General features: G+C 60.1%; 18 protein-coding genes and 1 pseudogene. 13 read left to right on the forward strand and 6 right to left on the reverse strand.

What is annotated here, in order from left to right; genetic code table 11:
• Together P8H27_RS14430 and P8H27_RS14435 are read left to right on the forward strand one after the other, a co-directional pair.
• A partial coding sequence (locus P8H27_RS14430) for a hypothetical protein (RefSeq protein WP_289638266.1) occupies positions 1 to 401 on the forward strand: 401 nt, incomplete at its 5' end.
• Between the two features lie 91 nt (positions 402 to 492).
• The gene (locus P8H27_RS14435) at positions 493 to 894 is read left to right on the forward strand and encodes a hypothetical protein (protein WP_289638267.1); all 402 of its coding nucleotides are present in this window, start codon (positions 493 to 495) and stop codon (positions 892 to 894) included.
• A gap of 283 nt (positions 895 to 1,177) precedes the next feature.
• Here the strand turns inward: P8H27_RS14435 and P8H27_RS14440 are convergent.
• Positions 1,178 to 1,366 (reverse strand): annotated as a pseudogene (locus P8H27_RS14440) (IS110 family transposase); the annotation flags it as partial.
• A 146-nt stretch (positions 1,367 to 1,512) separates the two neighbouring features.
• Here P8H27_RS14440 and P8H27_RS14445 point away from each other — a divergent pair.
• From P8H27_RS14445 to P8H27_RS14480, 8 genes are all read left to right on the forward strand, one after another.
• The gene (locus P8H27_RS14445) at positions 1,513 to 1,785 is read left to right on the forward strand and encodes a CopG family ribbon-helix-helix protein (RefSeq protein ID WP_289638268.1); all 273 of its coding nucleotides are present in this window, start codon (positions 1,513 to 1,515) and stop codon (positions 1,783 to 1,785) included.
• Entirely contained in the window at positions 1,782 to 2,072 is a 291-nt protein-coding gene (locus P8H27_RS14450; RefSeq protein WP_289638269.1) for a type II toxin-antitoxin system RelE/ParE family toxin, read from the forward strand. The genes P8H27_RS14445 and P8H27_RS14450 overlap by 4 nt, the downstream gene beginning before the upstream one ends.
• A gap of 78 nt (positions 2,073 to 2,150) precedes the next feature.
• The gene (locus P8H27_RS14455; RefSeq protein ID WP_289638270.1) at positions 2,151 to 2,582 is read left to right on the forward strand and encodes a hypothetical protein; all 432 of its coding nucleotides are present in this window, start codon (positions 2,151 to 2,153) and stop codon (positions 2,580 to 2,582) included.
• Positions 2,583 to 2,655: 73 nt separating this feature from the next.
• Positions 2,656 to 3,129, forward strand: a complete 474-nt coding sequence (locus tag P8H27_RS14460; protein ID WP_289638271.1) for an AAA family ATPase — start codon at positions 2,656 to 2,658, stop codon at positions 3,127 to 3,129.
• Between the two features lie 114 nt (positions 3,130 to 3,243).
• Positions 3,244 to 3,768 (forward strand): DinB family protein, encoded by a 525-nt coding sequence (locus P8H27_RS14465; protein WP_289638272.1) that lies wholly within the window; start codon positions 3,244 to 3,246, stop codon positions 3,766 to 3,768.
• 106 nt (positions 3,769 to 3,874) lie between these two features.
• Positions 3,875 to 4,216 carry a hypothetical protein gene (locus P8H27_RS14470; protein ID WP_289638273.1) on the forward strand — a complete coding sequence of 114 codons (342 nt, stop codon included), beginning with the start codon at positions 3,875 to 3,877 and terminating at the stop codon, positions 4,214 to 4,216.
• A gap of 77 nt (positions 4,217 to 4,293) precedes the next feature.
• Positions 4,294 to 4,668, forward strand: a complete 375-nt coding sequence (locus tag P8H27_RS14475) for a hypothetical protein (RefSeq protein ID WP_289638274.1) — start codon at positions 4,294 to 4,296, stop codon at positions 4,666 to 4,668.
• 89 nt (positions 4,669 to 4,757) lie between these two features.
• Positions 4,758 to 5,198, forward strand: coding sequence for an acetyltransferase (locus P8H27_RS14480; protein ID WP_289638275.1), 441 nt, complete (start codon positions 4,758 to 4,760; stop codon positions 5,196 to 5,198).
• 326 nt (positions 5,199 to 5,524) lie between these two features.
• Here the strand turns inward: P8H27_RS14480 and P8H27_RS14485 are convergent, their stop codons facing one another.
• From P8H27_RS14485 to P8H27_RS14495, 3 genes are read right to left on the reverse strand one after another with little or no spacing between them, the layout of a single operon-like run.
• Complete coding sequence (locus P8H27_RS14485; RefSeq protein WP_289638276.1) at positions 5,525 to 5,869, reverse strand: YdbL family protein; 345 nt, start codon at positions 5,867 to 5,869, stop codon at positions 5,525 to 5,527.
• Between the two features lie 11 nt (positions 5,870 to 5,880).
• On the reverse strand, positions 5,881 to 6,072 hold the full coding sequence (locus P8H27_RS14490) for a YnbE family lipoprotein (RefSeq protein WP_289638277.1): 192 nt from the start codon (positions 6,070 to 6,072) through the stop codon (positions 5,881 to 5,883).
• A 15-nt stretch (positions 6,073 to 6,087) separates the two neighbouring features.
• Positions 6,088 to 8,697, reverse strand: coding sequence for a YdbH domain-containing protein (locus P8H27_RS14495; protein WP_289638278.1), 2,610 nt, complete (start codon positions 8,695 to 8,697; stop codon positions 6,088 to 6,090).
• A gap of 732 nt (positions 8,698 to 9,429) precedes the next feature.
• Between P8H27_RS14495 and P8H27_RS14500 the strand changes: the two genes are divergently transcribed.
• Both P8H27_RS14500 and rmuC read left to right on the forward strand, forming a co-directional pair.
• Positions 9,430 to 9,777 (forward strand): tetratricopeptide repeat protein, encoded by a 348-nt coding sequence (locus P8H27_RS14500; RefSeq protein ID WP_289638279.1) that lies wholly within the window; start codon positions 9,430 to 9,432, stop codon positions 9,775 to 9,777.
• Between the two features lie 195 nt (positions 9,778 to 9,972).
• The gene (gene rmuC / locus P8H27_RS14505) at positions 9,973 to 11,334 is read left to right on the forward strand and encodes a DNA recombination protein RmuC (protein ID WP_289638398.1); all 1,362 of its coding nucleotides are present in this window, start codon (positions 9,973 to 9,975) and stop codon (positions 11,332 to 11,334) included.
• 46 nt (positions 11,335 to 11,380) lie between these two features.
• Here rmuC and P8H27_RS14510 read toward each other — a convergent pair whose 3' ends face one another.
• Positions 11,381 to 12,637: an MgtC/SapB family protein gene (locus tag P8H27_RS14510; RefSeq protein WP_289638280.1), complete on the reverse strand. Its 1,257-nt coding sequence runs from the start codon at positions 12,635 to 12,637 to the stop codon at positions 11,381 to 11,383.
• Between the two features lie 136 nt (positions 12,638 to 12,773).
• Entirely contained in the window at positions 12,774 to 16,256 is a 3,483-nt protein-coding gene (locus tag P8H27_RS14515; RefSeq protein WP_289638281.1) for a PAS domain-containing hybrid sensor histidine kinase/response regulator, read from the reverse strand.
• A 249-nt stretch (positions 16,257 to 16,505) separates the two neighbouring features.
• On the opposite strand from P8H27_RS14515, the gene P8H27_RS14520 reads away from it, so the two are divergent.
• Positions 16,506 to 17,075, forward strand: coding sequence for a GNAT family N-acetyltransferase (locus P8H27_RS14520; RefSeq protein ID WP_289638282.1), 570 nt, complete (start codon positions 16,506 to 16,508; stop codon positions 17,073 to 17,075).
• The last annotated feature ends 1 nt before the right edge of the window (position 17,076 follow it).

Here is a 17,076-nt window from a genome sequence, read left to right on the forward strand (position 1 = left end):
TGCAGCTCATGACTAATGCACAGTGGCAAGAATTTCTAAAAACCGCGCGACGCATCCTTGGGCAAGGAGCGCCCGTTTCATGGGCAAGCAAATCTTGGTGTGCCTGGACTACGTTTCAAAGCTTGAGCTCAGACATAAATTACTGGAAAAGTGGTCTTCCAGATGAGCATGATATTTATGAGAGTTACACGGCCGACGGTGGAGTTTGGGGGCAACCGTTCCACTACGGGCAAATTGCCCACTTTATAATTCCTGCACAATTCTATTGGGAAAAAATTGAAAACAAAGAATTTACCCATGGCCACAGACAACAAAATATAAGCGAACTATCGCAAGAATTAACCACACTTGGAATTCCTCACAGACTGACCGAGTTGGTCCTAGAGATAAAGCTTTACTAGCGAGTGGCCACATCTAACTACTGGTTCAAGTCGTTCGCTTCGCTCACTCGGGACCGGCTAAAGCCGGCCCCTTAACCAAACGTTATGCACTATGAATAAAATAATCAGCGTTGCCTTGACGATTCTCTTGAACGGCTGTGCAACTTACAAAGTTGAAAGAGCCGATAACGCTTCCGCAACGAAAACTAAAATCGATGCGGGCAACCAAATAACCGTTACAAAAGAAAATCTATATCCTGGTGGATTTCAGTGCTTTGAACCAATGATGTTTGTACTCACACTGGGGATAATACCCACTCACTGCGTATACGCATATAGCGCAACGAGTATCACCACATCCTTAGATCAGCAAGAAATTGTATCGCTTGGGAATTTTAAAATAACTACCATAGGTGGCTGGGCTGCGCTACTGCTAGCACCACTACCGAAATGGAACTTTGGATCACCAACCGATCCCGAGCGTGAAATACAACAAATAATTATTAGCGAGTAATAGCGCATAACAATTGGTATATGGACTCTCCCCACAAGCAGTGAGCAAAGCTTTTCTTTTACCCCTGTCGTCAGCGCGGTTGCATTCGTATATCCGGCCTGTTTTGGGCTTCACCGCCCTGGCCACTCTGTAGTTCGCGCAGCGGGGGGCCAAGCGTTCAATCGATCACGAAGATCATGATTGTTATCGGCCTTATTCCGCTGCAGGACTCGCCTGTTCCGACAGTGTTGCTGCTCACCACAACCACAAGAAAACCACTATTCCTTTCTGATTACACCCGCCGTCAGGCGGGCTTTACGCTTTGCCAGTCACCACTGAAACGTCGCTCATGGCACCACACCGCCCAGCAAATCCTGACCAGTTTGTTGGCCAGGGCCACGGCCGCCTTGTTGTGGCCGATACGGGCTGCGGTCTCGACGGCCCAGCGCTGTAACTGGGTCAATTTCTCTGGTGTGCGGGCCTGACAGCGTTCAAACCGTTTGCTGCGCTCACTCGGGATTGGCTAAAGCCCGCCCCTTAACCAAACGTTAGATGCTTTGGCCCACCATCCGTCAACGCTCGCTTGCCCCGGTGAATACCATGTAATACATTGCATTCACCAGTATGGAGGGCATCCCAATGAGCGTCACAACCGTCCGGCTACAACCTGAACTCGAAGAAAGTCTTGGAGCCATGGCCGAAAAGCTTCATCGGAGTAAAAGCTGGCTTATAAATCAAGCGCTTAGAGAATTTTTTGAGCGCCAGACATTAGAGCAAAGCCGCTGGCAGGAAACGCTACAAGCCATGGAGTCCGTAGCACAAGGCAAGGTTGTGTCCGGTGAAGCAGTGAACACCTGGCTCCAAAGCTGGGGCAGCTCCAATGAACTGCCACCGCCGAAGGCGGGCCAATGAAACTGGTCTATTCAGAAGAATCCGTCGCAGATTTGGTTCGTCTCCGGGCATTCATTGCTGAAAAAGATCCCCTTGCCGCCGCACGTGTAGCAACAGAGCTTATTGCGCGCATCGAGAATCTTCGCCTATTCCTGACAATGGGCCGCGCAGTCGAATTAGCTCCAGACCCAAAAGTAATTCGTGACGCAGTTTTCGGAAAATACGTAATTCGGTATGCAACTCATACCGAAACTGTCGTGATCTTGCGTATATGGCACCACTATGAAGACCGCATGCAAAGCACCTAACTACTGGTATTCAAATCGTTCGCTTCGCTCACTGGGACGGGCTAAAGCCCGCCCTTAACCAAACGTTAGGAACCATACATGCGCCTATTCGCCATTTTGATCACTTTTCTTTCTCTGTACGGCTGCACTGAAAAAATAAATGATGTGCTACCAACAATAGATCACCCGATTTTGGGAGCATGGCAATTCACCGCAACTCAAATCAACTGTAATGAAAGGTACGAATTTCATCCCAATGGCACAAGAACATATGCGAGTGCGGAGGAGGAGGGCGAAAGTAAATATGAAATATCACCTGCCCCGCTCCCATCAGGATTTTATAAAATAAAAAACACAATAACAAATAATAATGGCAAGCATGACTGTGCCGGCGGCAGCACTCCTGCGGGTGACGAAGTTGTGATTTTTATTCTCTTTAATTCTTCAAAAGAACAATTCATCATGTGTCAAAGTGAGTCATTAGAAAGCTGTTTTGGCCCTTTTACTCGACTAACCAAAAATGGCTCATAACTAGTGGCTCAAGTCGTTCGCTTCGCTCACTCGGGCCGGCTAAAGCCCGGCCCTTAACCAAACGTTAGGCCTAATGAAAGTTCTTATCTTTGGCAACTCCGGTTCTGGAAAGTCCACGCTTGCTCGGGGTCTAGTTCAAGATCACGGGTTGGCCCATCTCGATCTTGATTCAATCGTATGGGAGCCCGGCAAGATCGCCGTTCCGCGGACAGCAGAAGCTGTGAGCCAGTCACTTCAAGCATTTCTTGCCTCTCACGAACATTGGGTTATTGAGGGCTGTTACGGCGAGCTCATTGAAGCAGCCGCTAATCATTGCTCTGAACTGATCTTTCTTAACCCTGGTCTTGAGGCCTGTCTTGAGCACAATCGACATCGCCCATGGGAACCTCATAAATATTCGTCCAAGCGCGCTCAAGATGAAATGCTGGACAACCTACAAGCTTGGGTAGCCGGCTACTATGAGCGCCAGGATCAATGGTCGTACCACGCTCACCGTCGTGTCTTTGATACTTTCGCAGGCCACAAGTGCGAACGTTTTACAGAATAATCAGCTGTGGCCTAACAACTGGTTAAAACCGTTCGCTTCGCTCACTGGGACGGCGTGCCGCCGCCCTTAACCTAAACGTTAGACAAAGTCAGCGTAGAAGTCGGGGGCATTTTCATGAAGCAAAAAGCCTTTGGTATCAGAGGTGCACCAACTGAGAGCGAGCTAGATCTCAACATTCGATTCGCCCTGCATAATGTTCACTGTGCGGTTGAAGACATAATTCAGTTGTTCAGAATACCCGTGTTTGATCTGTCCCGGCCGGTAAATCCCCGCTGGGACATGAAGGATATGCTTGCGCATCTGGTTGCTTGGCATGAGAGCTTCGCAAAAAACTTGGTGCTACTTGCAAAAGGGGAGCCGCCTGACCCTCCGCGAGGTTCGTTGGGAGAGGTTAATCGAGAAGGTGTGCTGAGGCTTCGGGGGCAATCCATAGATCAGCTTATTCGGCGATTCAGAAAAGCGCAGAAACTTATTGAAGCACACGCCCTCGACGAGCGTATTGTCATTATTCCTTATCGGAAACCTGGCACAAGCTACACTCGCTTGCAGCATCTAGATGTTGTTGCGCATCACATCCGAGGGCATTTTTGGGAAATGCTCAGAAAAAGTCTGGAAAATCCGGATAGGGCTGCCGAATAGGACGTTATACATGTGGCCTCGCCCATCATTCAACACCGGCTGGTGCGATAAAGCCGTGCCAGCCGGTTAATTCAAACGCCATGCACCACCAAGGAACCACATTATCATGCGATACCTAATCGCTTTAGGTCTTACCATGATTGTTTCTTCATGCATTTTAATTGGTGACGGGATGTTTTTGGTCAAAGGAGAGTTAACTGGCCTGGCAGTCAATGAAACCTGCTTGCTTTCCCTGAATTTAAACAGCGAAGAAAAAACACCACGTTGGAGAACTCGCGGGGTAAGCGGAAATTTCAGTGCCGACTTCACTGTCTCGCCATACTCGGCAATTTACCAAATAAAAGTTTCGTGCAATGGGAAAATCGTCGCGTCAAGAGATGTTAGATACCCCGAAGATATGGGAGTCGGTGGGAAAGTACAGCTGGGTGCAATCAATGTGCAATGGTGAAGTATGATAAGCGATTTAAGTCGCTCGCTTCGTGTGATGTCCCTTAATCTTTACGTTAGGCAATGCAGGAGAAATCCATGGAAAACCCATATAGCCCACCGCAGAGTAATCTTTCAGCAGGCTTGTTGAATGATAGCGTCGGGGTAAATGCAGTCAGAATAGGCCAGAAATTCATAATTTTTGCGATTTTGACTAACTTTGCCTCTACCGCGCTAACTCAGTTAAACCCACTCTTGGGGTTGTTTGCTTTCATTGCTCTCGGCATGGCTATTTATGGTTTATTTTTGCTTGGGAAAGGCATGGGAGCCTCTATATGGCTAAAAATCATTGTTGTCATTCTTATGATAGTTCCGCTTGTAAATATTATTACGTTGCTGGTTATAAATGGAAAGGCGACCAAGCTTCTTAAGCGCGCCGGATATAAAGTTGGCCTTGCCGGAGCCTACAAGTAAGGGGTAAGGGGGCTTGATTACACTGAATCGGCTCATGTCATTTAAAGCCCGATCCTTGGCTTAATCGTTATTTTTGTTAAAGGTTCAGCATGCATATTGATACCGCCACGAAAGCCGATTATTTCGCATTAATTGAGATTTGGGAGTCATCTGTTCGTGCCACCCATGATTTTTTAAGTGACGAAAATATTGCATCATTAAAACCATTGTTGCTTGAGCGTTATTTTGATGCGGTAGATCTGCGAGTGGCTAAAAATGAAAATAGCGAAATTGTTGGTTTTATTGGGGTGGCAGAGTGCAATGTCGAAATGCTATTTATCTCGCCCGACTATAGGCATAAAGGTATTGGTTCGTTATTGCTTAGGCATGCCATAAAGAATCAGGCTGCACACAAAGTAGATGTAAATGAGCAAAACCCCGATGCGATTGGTTTTTATAAGCGCTTAGGGTTTAACGTAATTGGTCGTTCGCCATTGGATGGGCAAGGTAATCCATTCCCTTTGCTTCATTTGGAGCTAGCCGGAACATAACAAGCTGTTACGCAAGGACAAGGCACCCTGGTGGCGCAGCGCACCCTGTACGCCGCGCTTACCTTGTGCGCGATCCGCCGATCCGGCAGATCCTGCTTGAGGCCGATCGAAGATCGGCATGTCAGGCCTCAAGGGGCGGCAGGCATTACGGATTTTGCAGCGAGAAGGGGCTCGGGTTGGTTCGAGAGAGGTTCATGCGGGCTTGCGGGATAAGGGCGAGCGAGCTCACGCCGAGGTGTGCAGCAGGCCATTGCTGGCCTGTTAAAAACCCCTGAAGTTTGTGCTTCAGGGGTTTCTCCGTGTTCGCGGGTTGCGTGGCCGTCTGGCTATTTGCGCCGCCACTGCCCTTGCAGCTGGATGTACTGGCCCGGTGGGGTCTTGTCGATGGCTTTCTGGCCGGCGATGGCTTCCACGTCGCTGCGCTGGATGCCGTTCTGGGTCGCCAGTTTCTGGTATTCGGCGCGGCGCGCCTGGTTGATCAGGCGCGCGATTTCGTCTGCGCCGGCGCCCGACTTGACTACGCCGAGGTAACCGTTGGGCATTTCGCCGAGCTGGCCGCTGGCCTTGGCAGCGCCGAGGGCGGACATGGCTTCGTTGAGGTTCAGGGCCAGCACCGGCAGGCTCAGGCTGAGCAACAGGAACAGGCTGGCGATTCGTTTGGTCAGGGTCATGGTGTGGCTCCTTAGAACAGTCCGCTGGACTCGCTGAACATGCTGTCCAGTGCCTTGTCCACCTTGATATAGATTTCGTGCTCGATCTTTACGTTGAGGTTGATGTTGATCGGCTCTTTGGGCGCCGCCAGCTGTACCGTCGGGGTACAGGCCGCGCTCAGCAGGCCCATCAACAGGGCCGCGAAACAACTACGCAAGCGCATGGCGCTTCTCCTTGGCTAAGGTTCCTTGGGGGATGCCGCATTGCGTTCCAGCATACGCTGCTGCACCCGTTGCTTGATGATCGCGTTCACTTTATCGGTCAATTGCAGGCTGGCCAACAGGGTCGGGATGTCTTCCTCCAGGTTGATGTTGAAGTGGATCGGATAGCCCTGTTCGATGGCCGGGTTGCGCCCTTCCAGGCGCATGGCCAGCTGTAATTTGCCTTGTCGAGCATAATTGACCTGGCTGCGCAGTGTCGTGTAGTGGAAGTTTTCCAAAGATTGCGTCACCAGTTGCATGGTCGGGTTGCTGCGGCCCAGTGCCCTGATGCGCTCCGAATGAAATTCCAGGCGCCCGCCCGGGGCGCGCGCCAGCAGCTGGCCCTGTTCGATCTCGACACCGGCGGGGCTGATGCTCAGCGGCAGTTGACCGTCGATGAGGCCGCTGCCCGCCAGGCCCTCGGCCGGGTAGAGGGTGAAGAACTGATTGAGGTCGAGACCTTGCAGGTGCAGGGGGAATACCAGGCTGGACTGCTGCAGATCCCACTGGCCGGGGTTGAGCCAGAGCGTACCGCCCATTACCGAGGCCTGGGCCTGTTGCAGCTCGAGCAAGCCCCGGCTCGGCTGGGCGCGTGCGGCCTTGTAGGTGGCGCGTAGCAGTGTCGGGCCGATGGGTATGCCCGGGTCGACTTGTTCCAGGCGCAGCTCGCTCAGCTCGAGATGGAGCTGGCGCTGATCGAGGCGCAGTTGCAGGCGCGCGTCCAGGCCGCTGAGCTCGCTACGGTCATAGATGCCGGCCAGGCCTTGGCCGCTGAGGTTGAGCTGGATAGCGGGCGAGGCGCGGCCCGGGGCGAGGTTGAGGCTGGCGTCGCCGCTCAGGCGGCCGTTGTTGAGGTCGAGCAGCGCCGGCCAATCGGTCAGGATCTTAGCCAGCGGATTGCCGGCACGCAGAAACACTTCAGTCAGCTGCGCCTTCAGCTGCAGGCCCTTGCTGCTGGTGTGTTGCAGTTGCACGGCCAGCTGCAGATCGGCATCTGCCGCCACCTGGCCGCTCAGCTCGAGCCGTTGCGGGCTGGCCGCTAGCGTGCCTTGCCAGCGCCAGCCCTGTGGCTCGAGGCTGGCCTGTTCGAGGCGCTGGGTGGCCAAGCTGGCCGAACCGTGCAAGTGCCACGCCTGCAAGGTGCCGGCCTGGTGCTGCGCGTGCAGCTGCAAGTCCCGGGAGGTCGCACCGAGCTGCAGCAGACGCAGCTCGGCAGTGCTCAGTTCGCCCAGTTCGAGTTGCGAGTCTGGGCTCAGGTCGAGGCGCAGTTGTTCGGTGTCCAGGTAGCCGTTGAAGTGCAGCCTGGCTTGCAGGTCGCGGAGTTTCCAGTCGTCGACAGCCAAGCCCGGGCTGTCGACGCTGAGCTGCGCGTTGTCCAGCTGCACGGCCCAGGGCGGTGCGTTGGCCAGGGCCAGCCTGGCCTGCAGCTCGAGTTGGCTGGCGCCGCTACTGGTCAGGCTGAGCGCCAACGGCAGCGAGCGCTCGGCCAGGTTGCCGGGTAGCTCGCTGAGTGGGCTGGCGGGTTGAATGCGCAGGTGCAGCGCGTCGGGGTGCAAGGTTAGCGGCAGTGCGCTTAGCCACTCGGCGGGCAGTTGCTTGAGCTGCAGGTCGGCTTCCAGGCCTTCGGCGAACCATTGCCCCTCGACGCCGCGGGCGCTGACGCTGAAGTCGCCTTGCACCTGACCGGCACCGGGGATGGGCCAGGGTTGAGGCAGGCTGGCGCTGGCGTCGAATCGGCCACTGGCGCGGCGCAGTTGCTCCAGGTTCAGGCTGCCGGTCGTTAGCTGCAGTTGCCAATTCGCCGTTAGTCGCGCCGCGCTCGGGGCGCTGGGCAGTCGTGCGTCAGGGGCGAGCAGCCACTCGCTGAGCCAGTCTTGCAGGGTCACGGCCTGGCTGAGATCGGGCGCACTCAGCTGGCCGCTCCATAACGGCCCGGCAGGGCTGTCGCGCAGGCTGCTGTGCAGGCTCAGTTGGCGTTGTCCGTCGACTGCCAGGCTCAGTTGCAGGGCCGCCGCCTGAGCGTCGCCCTGTAGCTGTGCGCGCCAGGCCAGCTGTTGCTCGCGGTGTTGCAGGTTGAGCTGCAGCTGCAGTGCCCGCCGGGCAGTTTGCTGCTGGGTCAGTTGCAGGTCGCCTTGCAGGCTGCAGCGTCCGCTGGCGCAGGGCAGCTCGGCGACGACCTCATCGACGCGCAGGCTGAGCGGCAGCCAGGCGAGGGCTGCTGCCAACTGCTGCCGATCCAACTCGGTGCTGGTGGGTTGCACGGCGCTGCTCTGCGCGGCGGGTTGCCAGGTCACGGCGAGCCGTTGCAAGCGAATATGCTGGAAGAAGGGCGGGGCGAGGCTGAATTGCCGCCAATCCAGATGCAGTCGCTGCGCCTCTACTGCTGCCACGCCGGGGTTGCCATGCTGTTGCAGGGCGAGGTGCGCCAGGTCGATGCCGGTGAGCGATAGGCTGAGTCCCTGCCACTCGAGCTGGCGAATCGCATGCTGCTCGAGCAAACGCAGCCAACTGAAATAGCCGTAACCGCCTAACAGCACCAGCAGCGTGAGTACGCTGATGATTCGCAGCCCGGAACGCCGGCTGATCATGAGTACATTTCCATTGTGGTAAGGGCAGGGTGCTGCCTGGACGTTAACCCATGAGTCAGGGGCTGCCAATCAAGCGTTGGCGGGTGGTTGCAGAACCAGTGTGCCGGTCGTCGGCTATGTCGCTGAACCTGGCCGCGATAGCCGTTTGTTTAGCCGCAATATGTCGGCAAATACCCAAAAAGTGGCTATCGAGCGTCGCCCCCGGGCGTGCTTGGCGGCTGGCCTTTGCCGCCGCAAACGCTTGTGTTGCGGAGCTGCGTCGAGACCTGGCGGTATTCCTCCGGGAAGACCGCCTGAGGGCCAGTCCTGCTCGGGACAGGCCCCTAAATAGAGCGTTCTGGCCGGCCGGTGGAAAAACTTGTGCACAATTGCGCTGCGCCTTGTCAAGGCTGAATTTGTGATTGATGTAAATCCTTGATTCCGTATGAATATTTTTTAAGTCAATGAAAAATATGATTTTTTTGCGTTGGTGAAAAAATCATCAGTTTGACCCCAGGCCCCATGGCATAGGTGATCAGGCGGCTTGCGCCCATGTTATCCACTGAGTTATCCACAGCTTCTGTGGATTGTCGCAAAGCTGTGCTGCGATCCTCCTTGGGGCGGGCTTGTCCGGGCTTTACCTCGGCGAAAAAAGGAGTAGAGTGCGCGCCTTTCCCGCTTCAGCTGCTGCTTAGGTCACGCGCATTGCCTCGTTTATCCGCTGCAACGTCCCCTGTTAACCCTCGCTTGCCGATGCGGGTTGCGCTCTGGCTGCTGGACAGCCCGCACTTCGGTCATGCAGCAAGCGTCAAACGCTTCGCCGGCCAGTTGCTCAAGCAGCCGGCGCGGCAGGGTGTGGTGCTGGCTCAGAGTCGGCTGGGGCAATTGCTCTGCCGCGACTGTGGCAATACCCGCGACCGGCGTATCGGCCTCGAATTGCTGCGTCAGGCTGCACGTTCCGGCGATCGTTGCGCCCAGCTGGAGCTGGGGCGGCTGTATAGCCAGCCACGCAGCAATGCAGCGCTGCAGGCGCGCCACTGGCTGGAGCTGGCGGCGGCGCAGGGTTCGGCTGAAGCCGAGCAGTTGCTGACCGGCCTCTGATCCCCGTCTCAGGGTTCTGCGTGGGGCCGGGCTGGGTATACTGCCCGGCAATCTTGCGCGGAGCCGCTTATGCCAATCGATTTACTTTCCCAGCTCCCTGCGCTGCTGTTCGGCCTGGTCGCTGCCGGCCTGCCGTTGCTGGCGTTGGCCTGGTCGCTGCAACGGCGGGCGGCCGCTGCGCAATTCGAAACCGGCCTGCTGCAGGAGCGCCTGAGCGCTGCGCAGTTGGCCCAGGCCGGCTTGAGTGCGCAGCTCGAAGAGTGCCGCCAGGAGCTCGCCGAGATCAGCGAGATCAAGGCCGATCAGCAAGCCGAGTTGGCGGCCAAACGGCGCGAGAGCGAACTGCTCCAGCACGAACGGCAGATCGCCCGCGACGCCGCCCTGGCCTGGCACCAGCAACGCGAACAGCAGGAAGCCGAACTGCGTCGTCTGGGCGCCGAGCGCGCGGGCCTGAGTGCCGAGTTACGTGAGCAGCAGGCGAGTCATCAACAGCGCCTGGACGACCTGCAAGGCTCGCGCGATGAGCTGCGCGCCCAGTTCGCCGAGTTGGCCGGGAAGATCTTCGACGAGCGCGAGCAACGCTTTGCCGAGACCAGCCAGCAGCGCCTTGGCCAGTTGCTCGATCCGCTCAAGGAGCGCATCCAGTCCTTTGAACAACGCGTCGAGGAGAGCTACCGGCAGGAAGCCCGCGAGCGTTTCTCGCTGGGCAAGGAGCTTGAGCGCTTACAACAGCTCAATCAGCGTCTGGGCGATGAAGCGACCAACCTGACGCGCGCCCTGAAAGGCCAGAAAACCCAGGGCAACTGGGGCGAACTGGTGCTGGAACGGGTGCTGGAGCAGGCCGGGCTGGAAAAGGGGCGCGAGTACCAGACCCAGGTCAGTCTGAAGAGTGCCGACGGCCAACGCTTTCAACCCGATGTGCTGATCCAGCTACCCGGCGACCGCCAGGTGGTGGTGGATGCCAAGGTCAGCCTGACGGCCTACCAGCAATACATCGCCGGTGCAGACGAACCCGCCCGGCAACAGGCCCTGAAGCAGCATGTGCTGTCGTTGCGTGGTCATCTGAAGGGCTTGTCGCTGAAGGATTACCAGCGCCTGGAAGGGTTGCACAGCCTGGATTTCGTGTTGTTGTTCGTGCCGATCGAGGCGGCTTTCGCCGCCGCCCTGCAGGCCGACAGTGGGCTGCTCCAGGAAGCCTTCGAGCAGCACATCGTGATCGTCAGCCCGACTACCCTGCTGGCGACCCTGCGGCTGATCGACAGCCTCTGGCGCCAGGAGCGGCAAGGCCAGAACGCGCGTGAGATCGCCGAGCGCGCCGGGGCCTTGTACGACAAGTTCGTCGCCTTCATCCAGGATCTGGACGAAGTCGGCGCGCGCCTGCAGCAGCTGGACAAGGCCTACGCCGCGGCGCGCAACAAACTCTGCGAGGGTCGCGGCAATATCGTCGGCCGGGTGGAGAACCTCAAGCTGCTCGGCGCCCGGGCGAGCAAGAGCCTGCCCGCCGAGCTGCTCGAACAGGCCGCCGGTGTGCCGCTGCTGGACGAGGTGGGCGAGTGAACCGCGCGGGCAATGGCGCCAACCGGCCATAAGGATGCGTCCGCGCTCAGACCAGCCACAATACCCCGAGCCCCGCCAGCAGGCCGACGGCCATCACCGGCAAGGTGCGCAGCGCCAACTGGCGCCCGCCGATCAGGCCAATCAGCAGTCCCTTTACCAGGCTGTTGCTCAGCACCGCGAGGAAGATGCCTTGCACCGCCACCTGGGCATTCAGCTCGGCCCCGGCGCTGCGTGCCAGGGACAGGGTGATGGCGTCGACATCGGTAAGCCCGGCGAGCAGGGCGACCAGGTACACGCCGACATCGCCGAGCCAGTGTCGCGCCGCTTCGACCAGGAACAGGATCAGCAGCAAGAGTGCGCCGAAGCGCAGCGCCGGGCCGATCTCGAACGGGTTCTGCAGCGCCGGCTCGGCGTTTTCTTGCGGTGTGTGGCTGGCGATGCGGAAGTAGCCCAGCGCGCCGAGCGCATAGCACAGGGTCGCCACGCCCAGCGGCCAGATCAGCTGCGGCAGCAGGCGGGAATTGACCAGGCCGACCTCCAGCAGCACGCGCGGGAACATCAGCGCCGAGGTCGCCAATAGCCCCGCGGCCAGCAGGGCCTGCAGGTCGCGGCCATGATGCAGGCGGGCGAGGGTGACGGTCATGGCGGTGGAGGACACGATGCTGCCCAATAGGGCGGTCAGCATCAGGCCATGGCGGTTGCCGGCCAGGCGAATCGCCACATAGCCGATGAAGCCGATGGCGGCGATCAGCACCACCATCCACCAGAAGATATAGGGGTTGAAGGCCTGCCAGGGGCCATAGCCCTTATTGGGTAGGGCTGGCAGCAGCACCAGGGAGATGAACAGCAGTTTCAGAACGCCGGACAGCTCGGCCTCGCTGAGCCGCTGCAGCGAACCGTGCAGCACCCGCTTGAGGCTCAGCAGCAAGGCCACCGCCACGGCGCCGGCGGCGGCCAGCGGCGGGTGGCCGGCGACCGCCAGGCTGCCGAGGAGGAAGGTGATCAGCAGCGCCACCTCGCTGGTCATGCCCAGGTCGCCCTGGCGTTGCAGGTCGCCGAAGTAGGAGGCGATCACCAGGGCGGCGAAGCTGGCGAAGATCACTGCCCAGGCGGCGACCCCGAAGCGTTCGCCGAGCAGCAGGGCAAAGCCGCCGAGCAGCCCGCTCAGGGCGAAGGTGCGGATGCCGGCGGCGAAGCGGCCGTCTTCGATATTGCGCTGCTGCCAGCCGCGTTCGGCGCCGATCAACAGGCCAGCAGCCAGGGCGCTGGCGAAGTTCAGCAGGGTATCCAGGGCCTCGGGCATGGCGCGTCCTTGAGCGGGCGGTATGCTGGCAGTCTAGCCAGTTGGCGCTGCGCCGCATTGCGCCAGGTCAGGAACGTGGGCGCGGCGCAACGCCAATCGCGGCGATGGGTTGTCCGGATTTCATCCCGCTGGCCGTTCAGCGCAGGGTCAGGTGGCGGCTGAGCAGGGCGCGCAAGGCGGCCGGTTTGACCGGCTTGGCCAGGTAGTCGAGGCCGGCGGCATGCACCTCGGCGATCAGTTCGGGGCGGCCGTCGGCGCTGATCACCACACCGGGCACCGGCTCGCCTAAACGGGTGCGCAGCCAGGCCATCAACTCGGTGCCGGTCTCGCCTTCGTCGAGGTGGTAGTCGACCAGGGCCAGGTGCGGGCGCACATCTTCGCCGAGCAGGTGCTCGCATTCCAGGCGGTTGCGGGCGGTCCACACCTGGCAGCCCCAGCGTGACAGCAGGCTGTGCATGCCGGTGAGGATGCTGTCCTCGTTGTCGATGCACAACACCTGGCTGCCGGTCAGCGACTGGCCATTGAGTTCGGCGCTGGCCGACTTGGGCTTGGCCAGCGGGGTGCGCGCCAGCGGCACGCTGACGCTGAACACGCTGCCCTTGCCCGGCCAGGAGCGCACCTCCAGTTTGTGTTCGAGTACCCGGCACAGGCCGTCGGCAATCGCCAGGCCGAGGCCGAGGCCTTTCTCGGCGCGGGTCTGGTGGCTGTCCAGGCGCTTGAATTCTTCGAAGATGACCTTGAGCTTGTCGTGCGGGATGCCCGGGCCGCGATCCCAGACTTCCAGGCGCAGCTGCCCGCCTGCGCGGCGTACGCCCAGCAGCACGCGGCCCTTGGCGTAGCGGAAGGCGTTGGTGAGGAAGTTCTGCAGCACCCGGCGCAACAGCTTGCTGTCGCTGTCCACGCGCAGGCGGCTGCCGCGCAAGCGGAAGTCGACGCCTTGCTCGGCCGCCAGAACCTTGAACTCGGCGCCCAGGGTGTCGAGCAGTGAGTTGAGCTCGAAGGCGTTGCGCTCCGGGGTGATGCGGCCATTTTCCAGGCGCGAGATGTCCAGCAGGTCGCTGATCAGGTCTTCCGCCGAACGCAACGAGCTGTCCAGGTGGCGCACCAGTTCCTGGGCCTCGTGCGGTAACGCGTCGTCCTGGTGGGAGAGGGCGGCGGAGAACAGCCGCGCGGCGTTCAGCGGCTGCATCAGGTCGTGGCTGACGGCGGCGAGAAAGCGGGTTTTCGACTGGTTGGCGGCCTCGGCCACGCCCTTGGCCTCGATCAGCGCCTGGTTCAGTTGCGACAACTCATGGGTGCGCTCGGCCACCCGTTGTTCCAGGCTTTCGTTGGCCTCCTTGAGTGCCTGCTCGGCCTCGCGGAATTCGGTGATGTCGGTGAAGCTCATGACGAAGCCGCCACCGGGCATCGGGTTGCCGATCAACTCGATCACCCGGCCGTTGGGGAAGGTGCGTTCGTAGCTGTGTGGCGTGCCTTGACGCATCCAGTGCAGGCGCCGGGCGACGCTTTCTTCGATATCCACGTCGTCAGCGCCGAGCAGGCCGCGCTCGGCGTTGAAGCGGATCAGCTGGCCAATCGGCCGGCCGACATAGACCTGGCCGTCGGGGTAGTCGAACAGCTCGAGGTAGCGCTGGTTCCAGGCCACCAGGCGCAGCGCCTGGTCGACCACGCTGATGCCCTGGGTGATGTTCTCGATCGCGCCCTGCAGCAGGGCGCGGTTGAACTGCAGCACCTCGCTGGCTTCGTCGGCGATGCGCACCACATCCTCGACCTGCATCTCGCGCCCCTCGATGGCCGCCTTGACCACTGCGCGGGTCGAGGAGGCGCCGAGTACGCCGGCGAGCAGGCGCTCGGTGTGGGCAATCCACTCGCTGTTGGCCGGCAGATTGGGGTTGAAGCTTTGCCCCTGGCGGTAGGCGCAGCGCATGAAGCTCTGCTGCGCGCGCTCCTCGCCGACGAAGCGGCTGGCGAGGAGCAGCAAGTCGTTGACCTGCACCGCCAGTAGGCTGCGGCTGCTTGGCTTGGCACCGAAATCGTGGCCGATGAAGCGCCCGGCCTGCCAGTGTTCGGAGACGCGCGTGCGGGAGAAGTAGGAGACCCAGGCGAACAGGGTGACGTTGCCGGCCAGCGACAGCACCACGCCGCGGGTCAGGGCGTCGACTTCGAAGCCGATCGGCGTGTAGAGCAGGCCCCGCAGGCCGGGGAAGCTTTCCAGCGGCCAGCCCAGGCTGCGTGCCACCAGGGGCAATACCAGGCTGTAGAACCACAGCAGCGAGCCGACGGCCAGTCCGGCGAACACCCCGCGGCGGTTGGCCTGCTTCCAGATCAGGGCGCCGAACATCGCCGGTGCCAACTGGGCGATGGCGGCGAACGAGACCTGGCCGATGGTCGCCAGGCTGGCGTTGGAACCGAGCAGGCGGTAGCACACGTAAGCCAGCAGCAGGATCAGCACGATGCTGACCCGGCGCGCCGTGAGCATCCAGTGGCGAAAGGCCTCGAACGGCCGTTCGGTGGTCTGCCGCCGTAACAGCCAGGGCAGTAACATGTCGTTGGAGATCATGGTCGACAAGGCGACGGACGCGACTATGACCATGCCGGTGGCGGCCGAGGCGCCGCCGATGAAGGCCAGTACGGCCAGAGTCGGGTGCGCCTGGGCCAGCGGCAGGCTGATGACGAAAGAGTCCGGGGTCACCCCGGCCGGCAGCAGCATCTGCCCGGCCAGGGCGATCGGTACGACGAACAGGGCGGCGAGCACCAGATAGATCGGGAACACCCAGCGGGCCAGGCGCAGGTCCTGCGGCTCGATGTTTTCCACCACGGCGACATGGAACTGCCGCGGCAGGCAGATGATGGCGATCATCGACATGCCGGTCAGCGCCAGCATCGCCGGCCAGTTCACCGCCTCGGCCCAGAAATCATCGAGGGCGGGAGTACTGCGGGCCTGCTCGAACAGGTCGCCGAAACCGTTGTACAGGCCATAGGTGACGAAGGCGCCGACAGACAGGAAGGCCAGCAGCTTGACCAGCGACTCGAAGGCGATCGCCAGCACCATGCCGCGGTGGTGTTCGGTGACGTCCAGGTTGCGGGTGCCGAACAGGATGGTGAACAGCGCCAGAACCAGCGATACGATCAGCGCGGTGTCTTGGGCGCGGATGCCGGTGGAGTCGGCGCCGGCACCGATCAGCAGGTTGACCCCGAGGACGATGCCCTTGAGTTGCAGGGCGATATAGGGCAGCACGCCGACCAGGCAAATCAGCGCCACCACTATCGCCAGGGTCTGGGATTTGCCGTAGCGCGCGGCGATGAAGTCGGCGATGGAGGTGATGTTCTCCTCTTTGCTGATCATCACCATCTTCTGCAGCACCCAGGGGGCGAACAGCATGAGGATGATCGGCCCCAGGTAGATCGGCAGGAACGACCAGAGCTGCTCGGTGGCCTGGCCGACCGCGCCGAAGAAGGTCCAACTGGTGCAATAGACCGCCAGCGACAGGCTGTAGACCCAGGCGCGCATGCGCGGCGGCAAGGGCGCGCGGCGGCGGTCGCCATAGAAGGCGATGGCGAAGAGAATGGCCATGTAGATCAAGGCGACCGCTGCGATCAGCCCGCTGGACAACGACATGAGTGCTCCGGCAGCAAACTAGGTGGAACTTATCCGGTCTTAATTCAGGTGCTGATCACAGCGCCCGCCAAGAGCAGACAATACTTCAAATGAATCCCCAACAGTGTCGCAGCAAAGCCCCGTGCCGTCAGGCGCGACCAAGGTCGCAGGCAGGGGCGAAAGCCAGTGGGCTGCTACCGTTTGGTAATTGTGGCCGGGCGTCCGCCCTGTTAGCGTGGCGCGCTTGCGCCTAGTCAGAGGAGGGAGCCCATGTTCAAGCCGCAACTGATTACCCTGCAGCGCGGAGCGCTGCGTGTCGAACCGATGCTCGATGCCGATATTCCGGCGCTGGTGGCCTTGGCCGAAGCCAATCGTCAGGAGCTGATCCACATGAGTGGCACCCAGCGTCTGGATTGGTACCGCCAGGGCCTGCTCGAGCAACGCGAAGGCAAGGCGTTGCCGTTCGTCATTCGCCTCGGCGAGCAGTTGGTGGGCACCACCCGTTTCGGCGACTTCATGCCGGCACTGCCCGCCGCCGAGATCGGCTGGACCTGGCTCGATCACCGCCAGCACGGCACCGGCCTGAACGCCATGGTCAAGTACCTGATGCTGCGCCACGCCTTCGAGAACTGGTGCATGGTGCGGGTGCAGTTGAAAACCGCCGCCAGCAACCTGCGCTCGCAGCGCGCCATCGAAAAACTCGGCGCCCAGCGCGAAGGCGTGCTGCGCAACCATCGCCGGCTGGCCGACGGGCGCCTGGACGACAGCGTGCTGTACAGCATCACCGACCAGGATTGGCCGGCCATCAAGCAACAACTGGAGGCGCGCTTCAGCGCTTGAG

The sequence above is a fragment of the Pseudomonas sp. sp1636 genome, assembly GCF_030376615.1.
Classification (GTDB): domain Bacteria; phylum Pseudomonadota; class Gammaproteobacteria; order Pseudomonadales; family Pseudomonadaceae; genus Aquipseudomonas.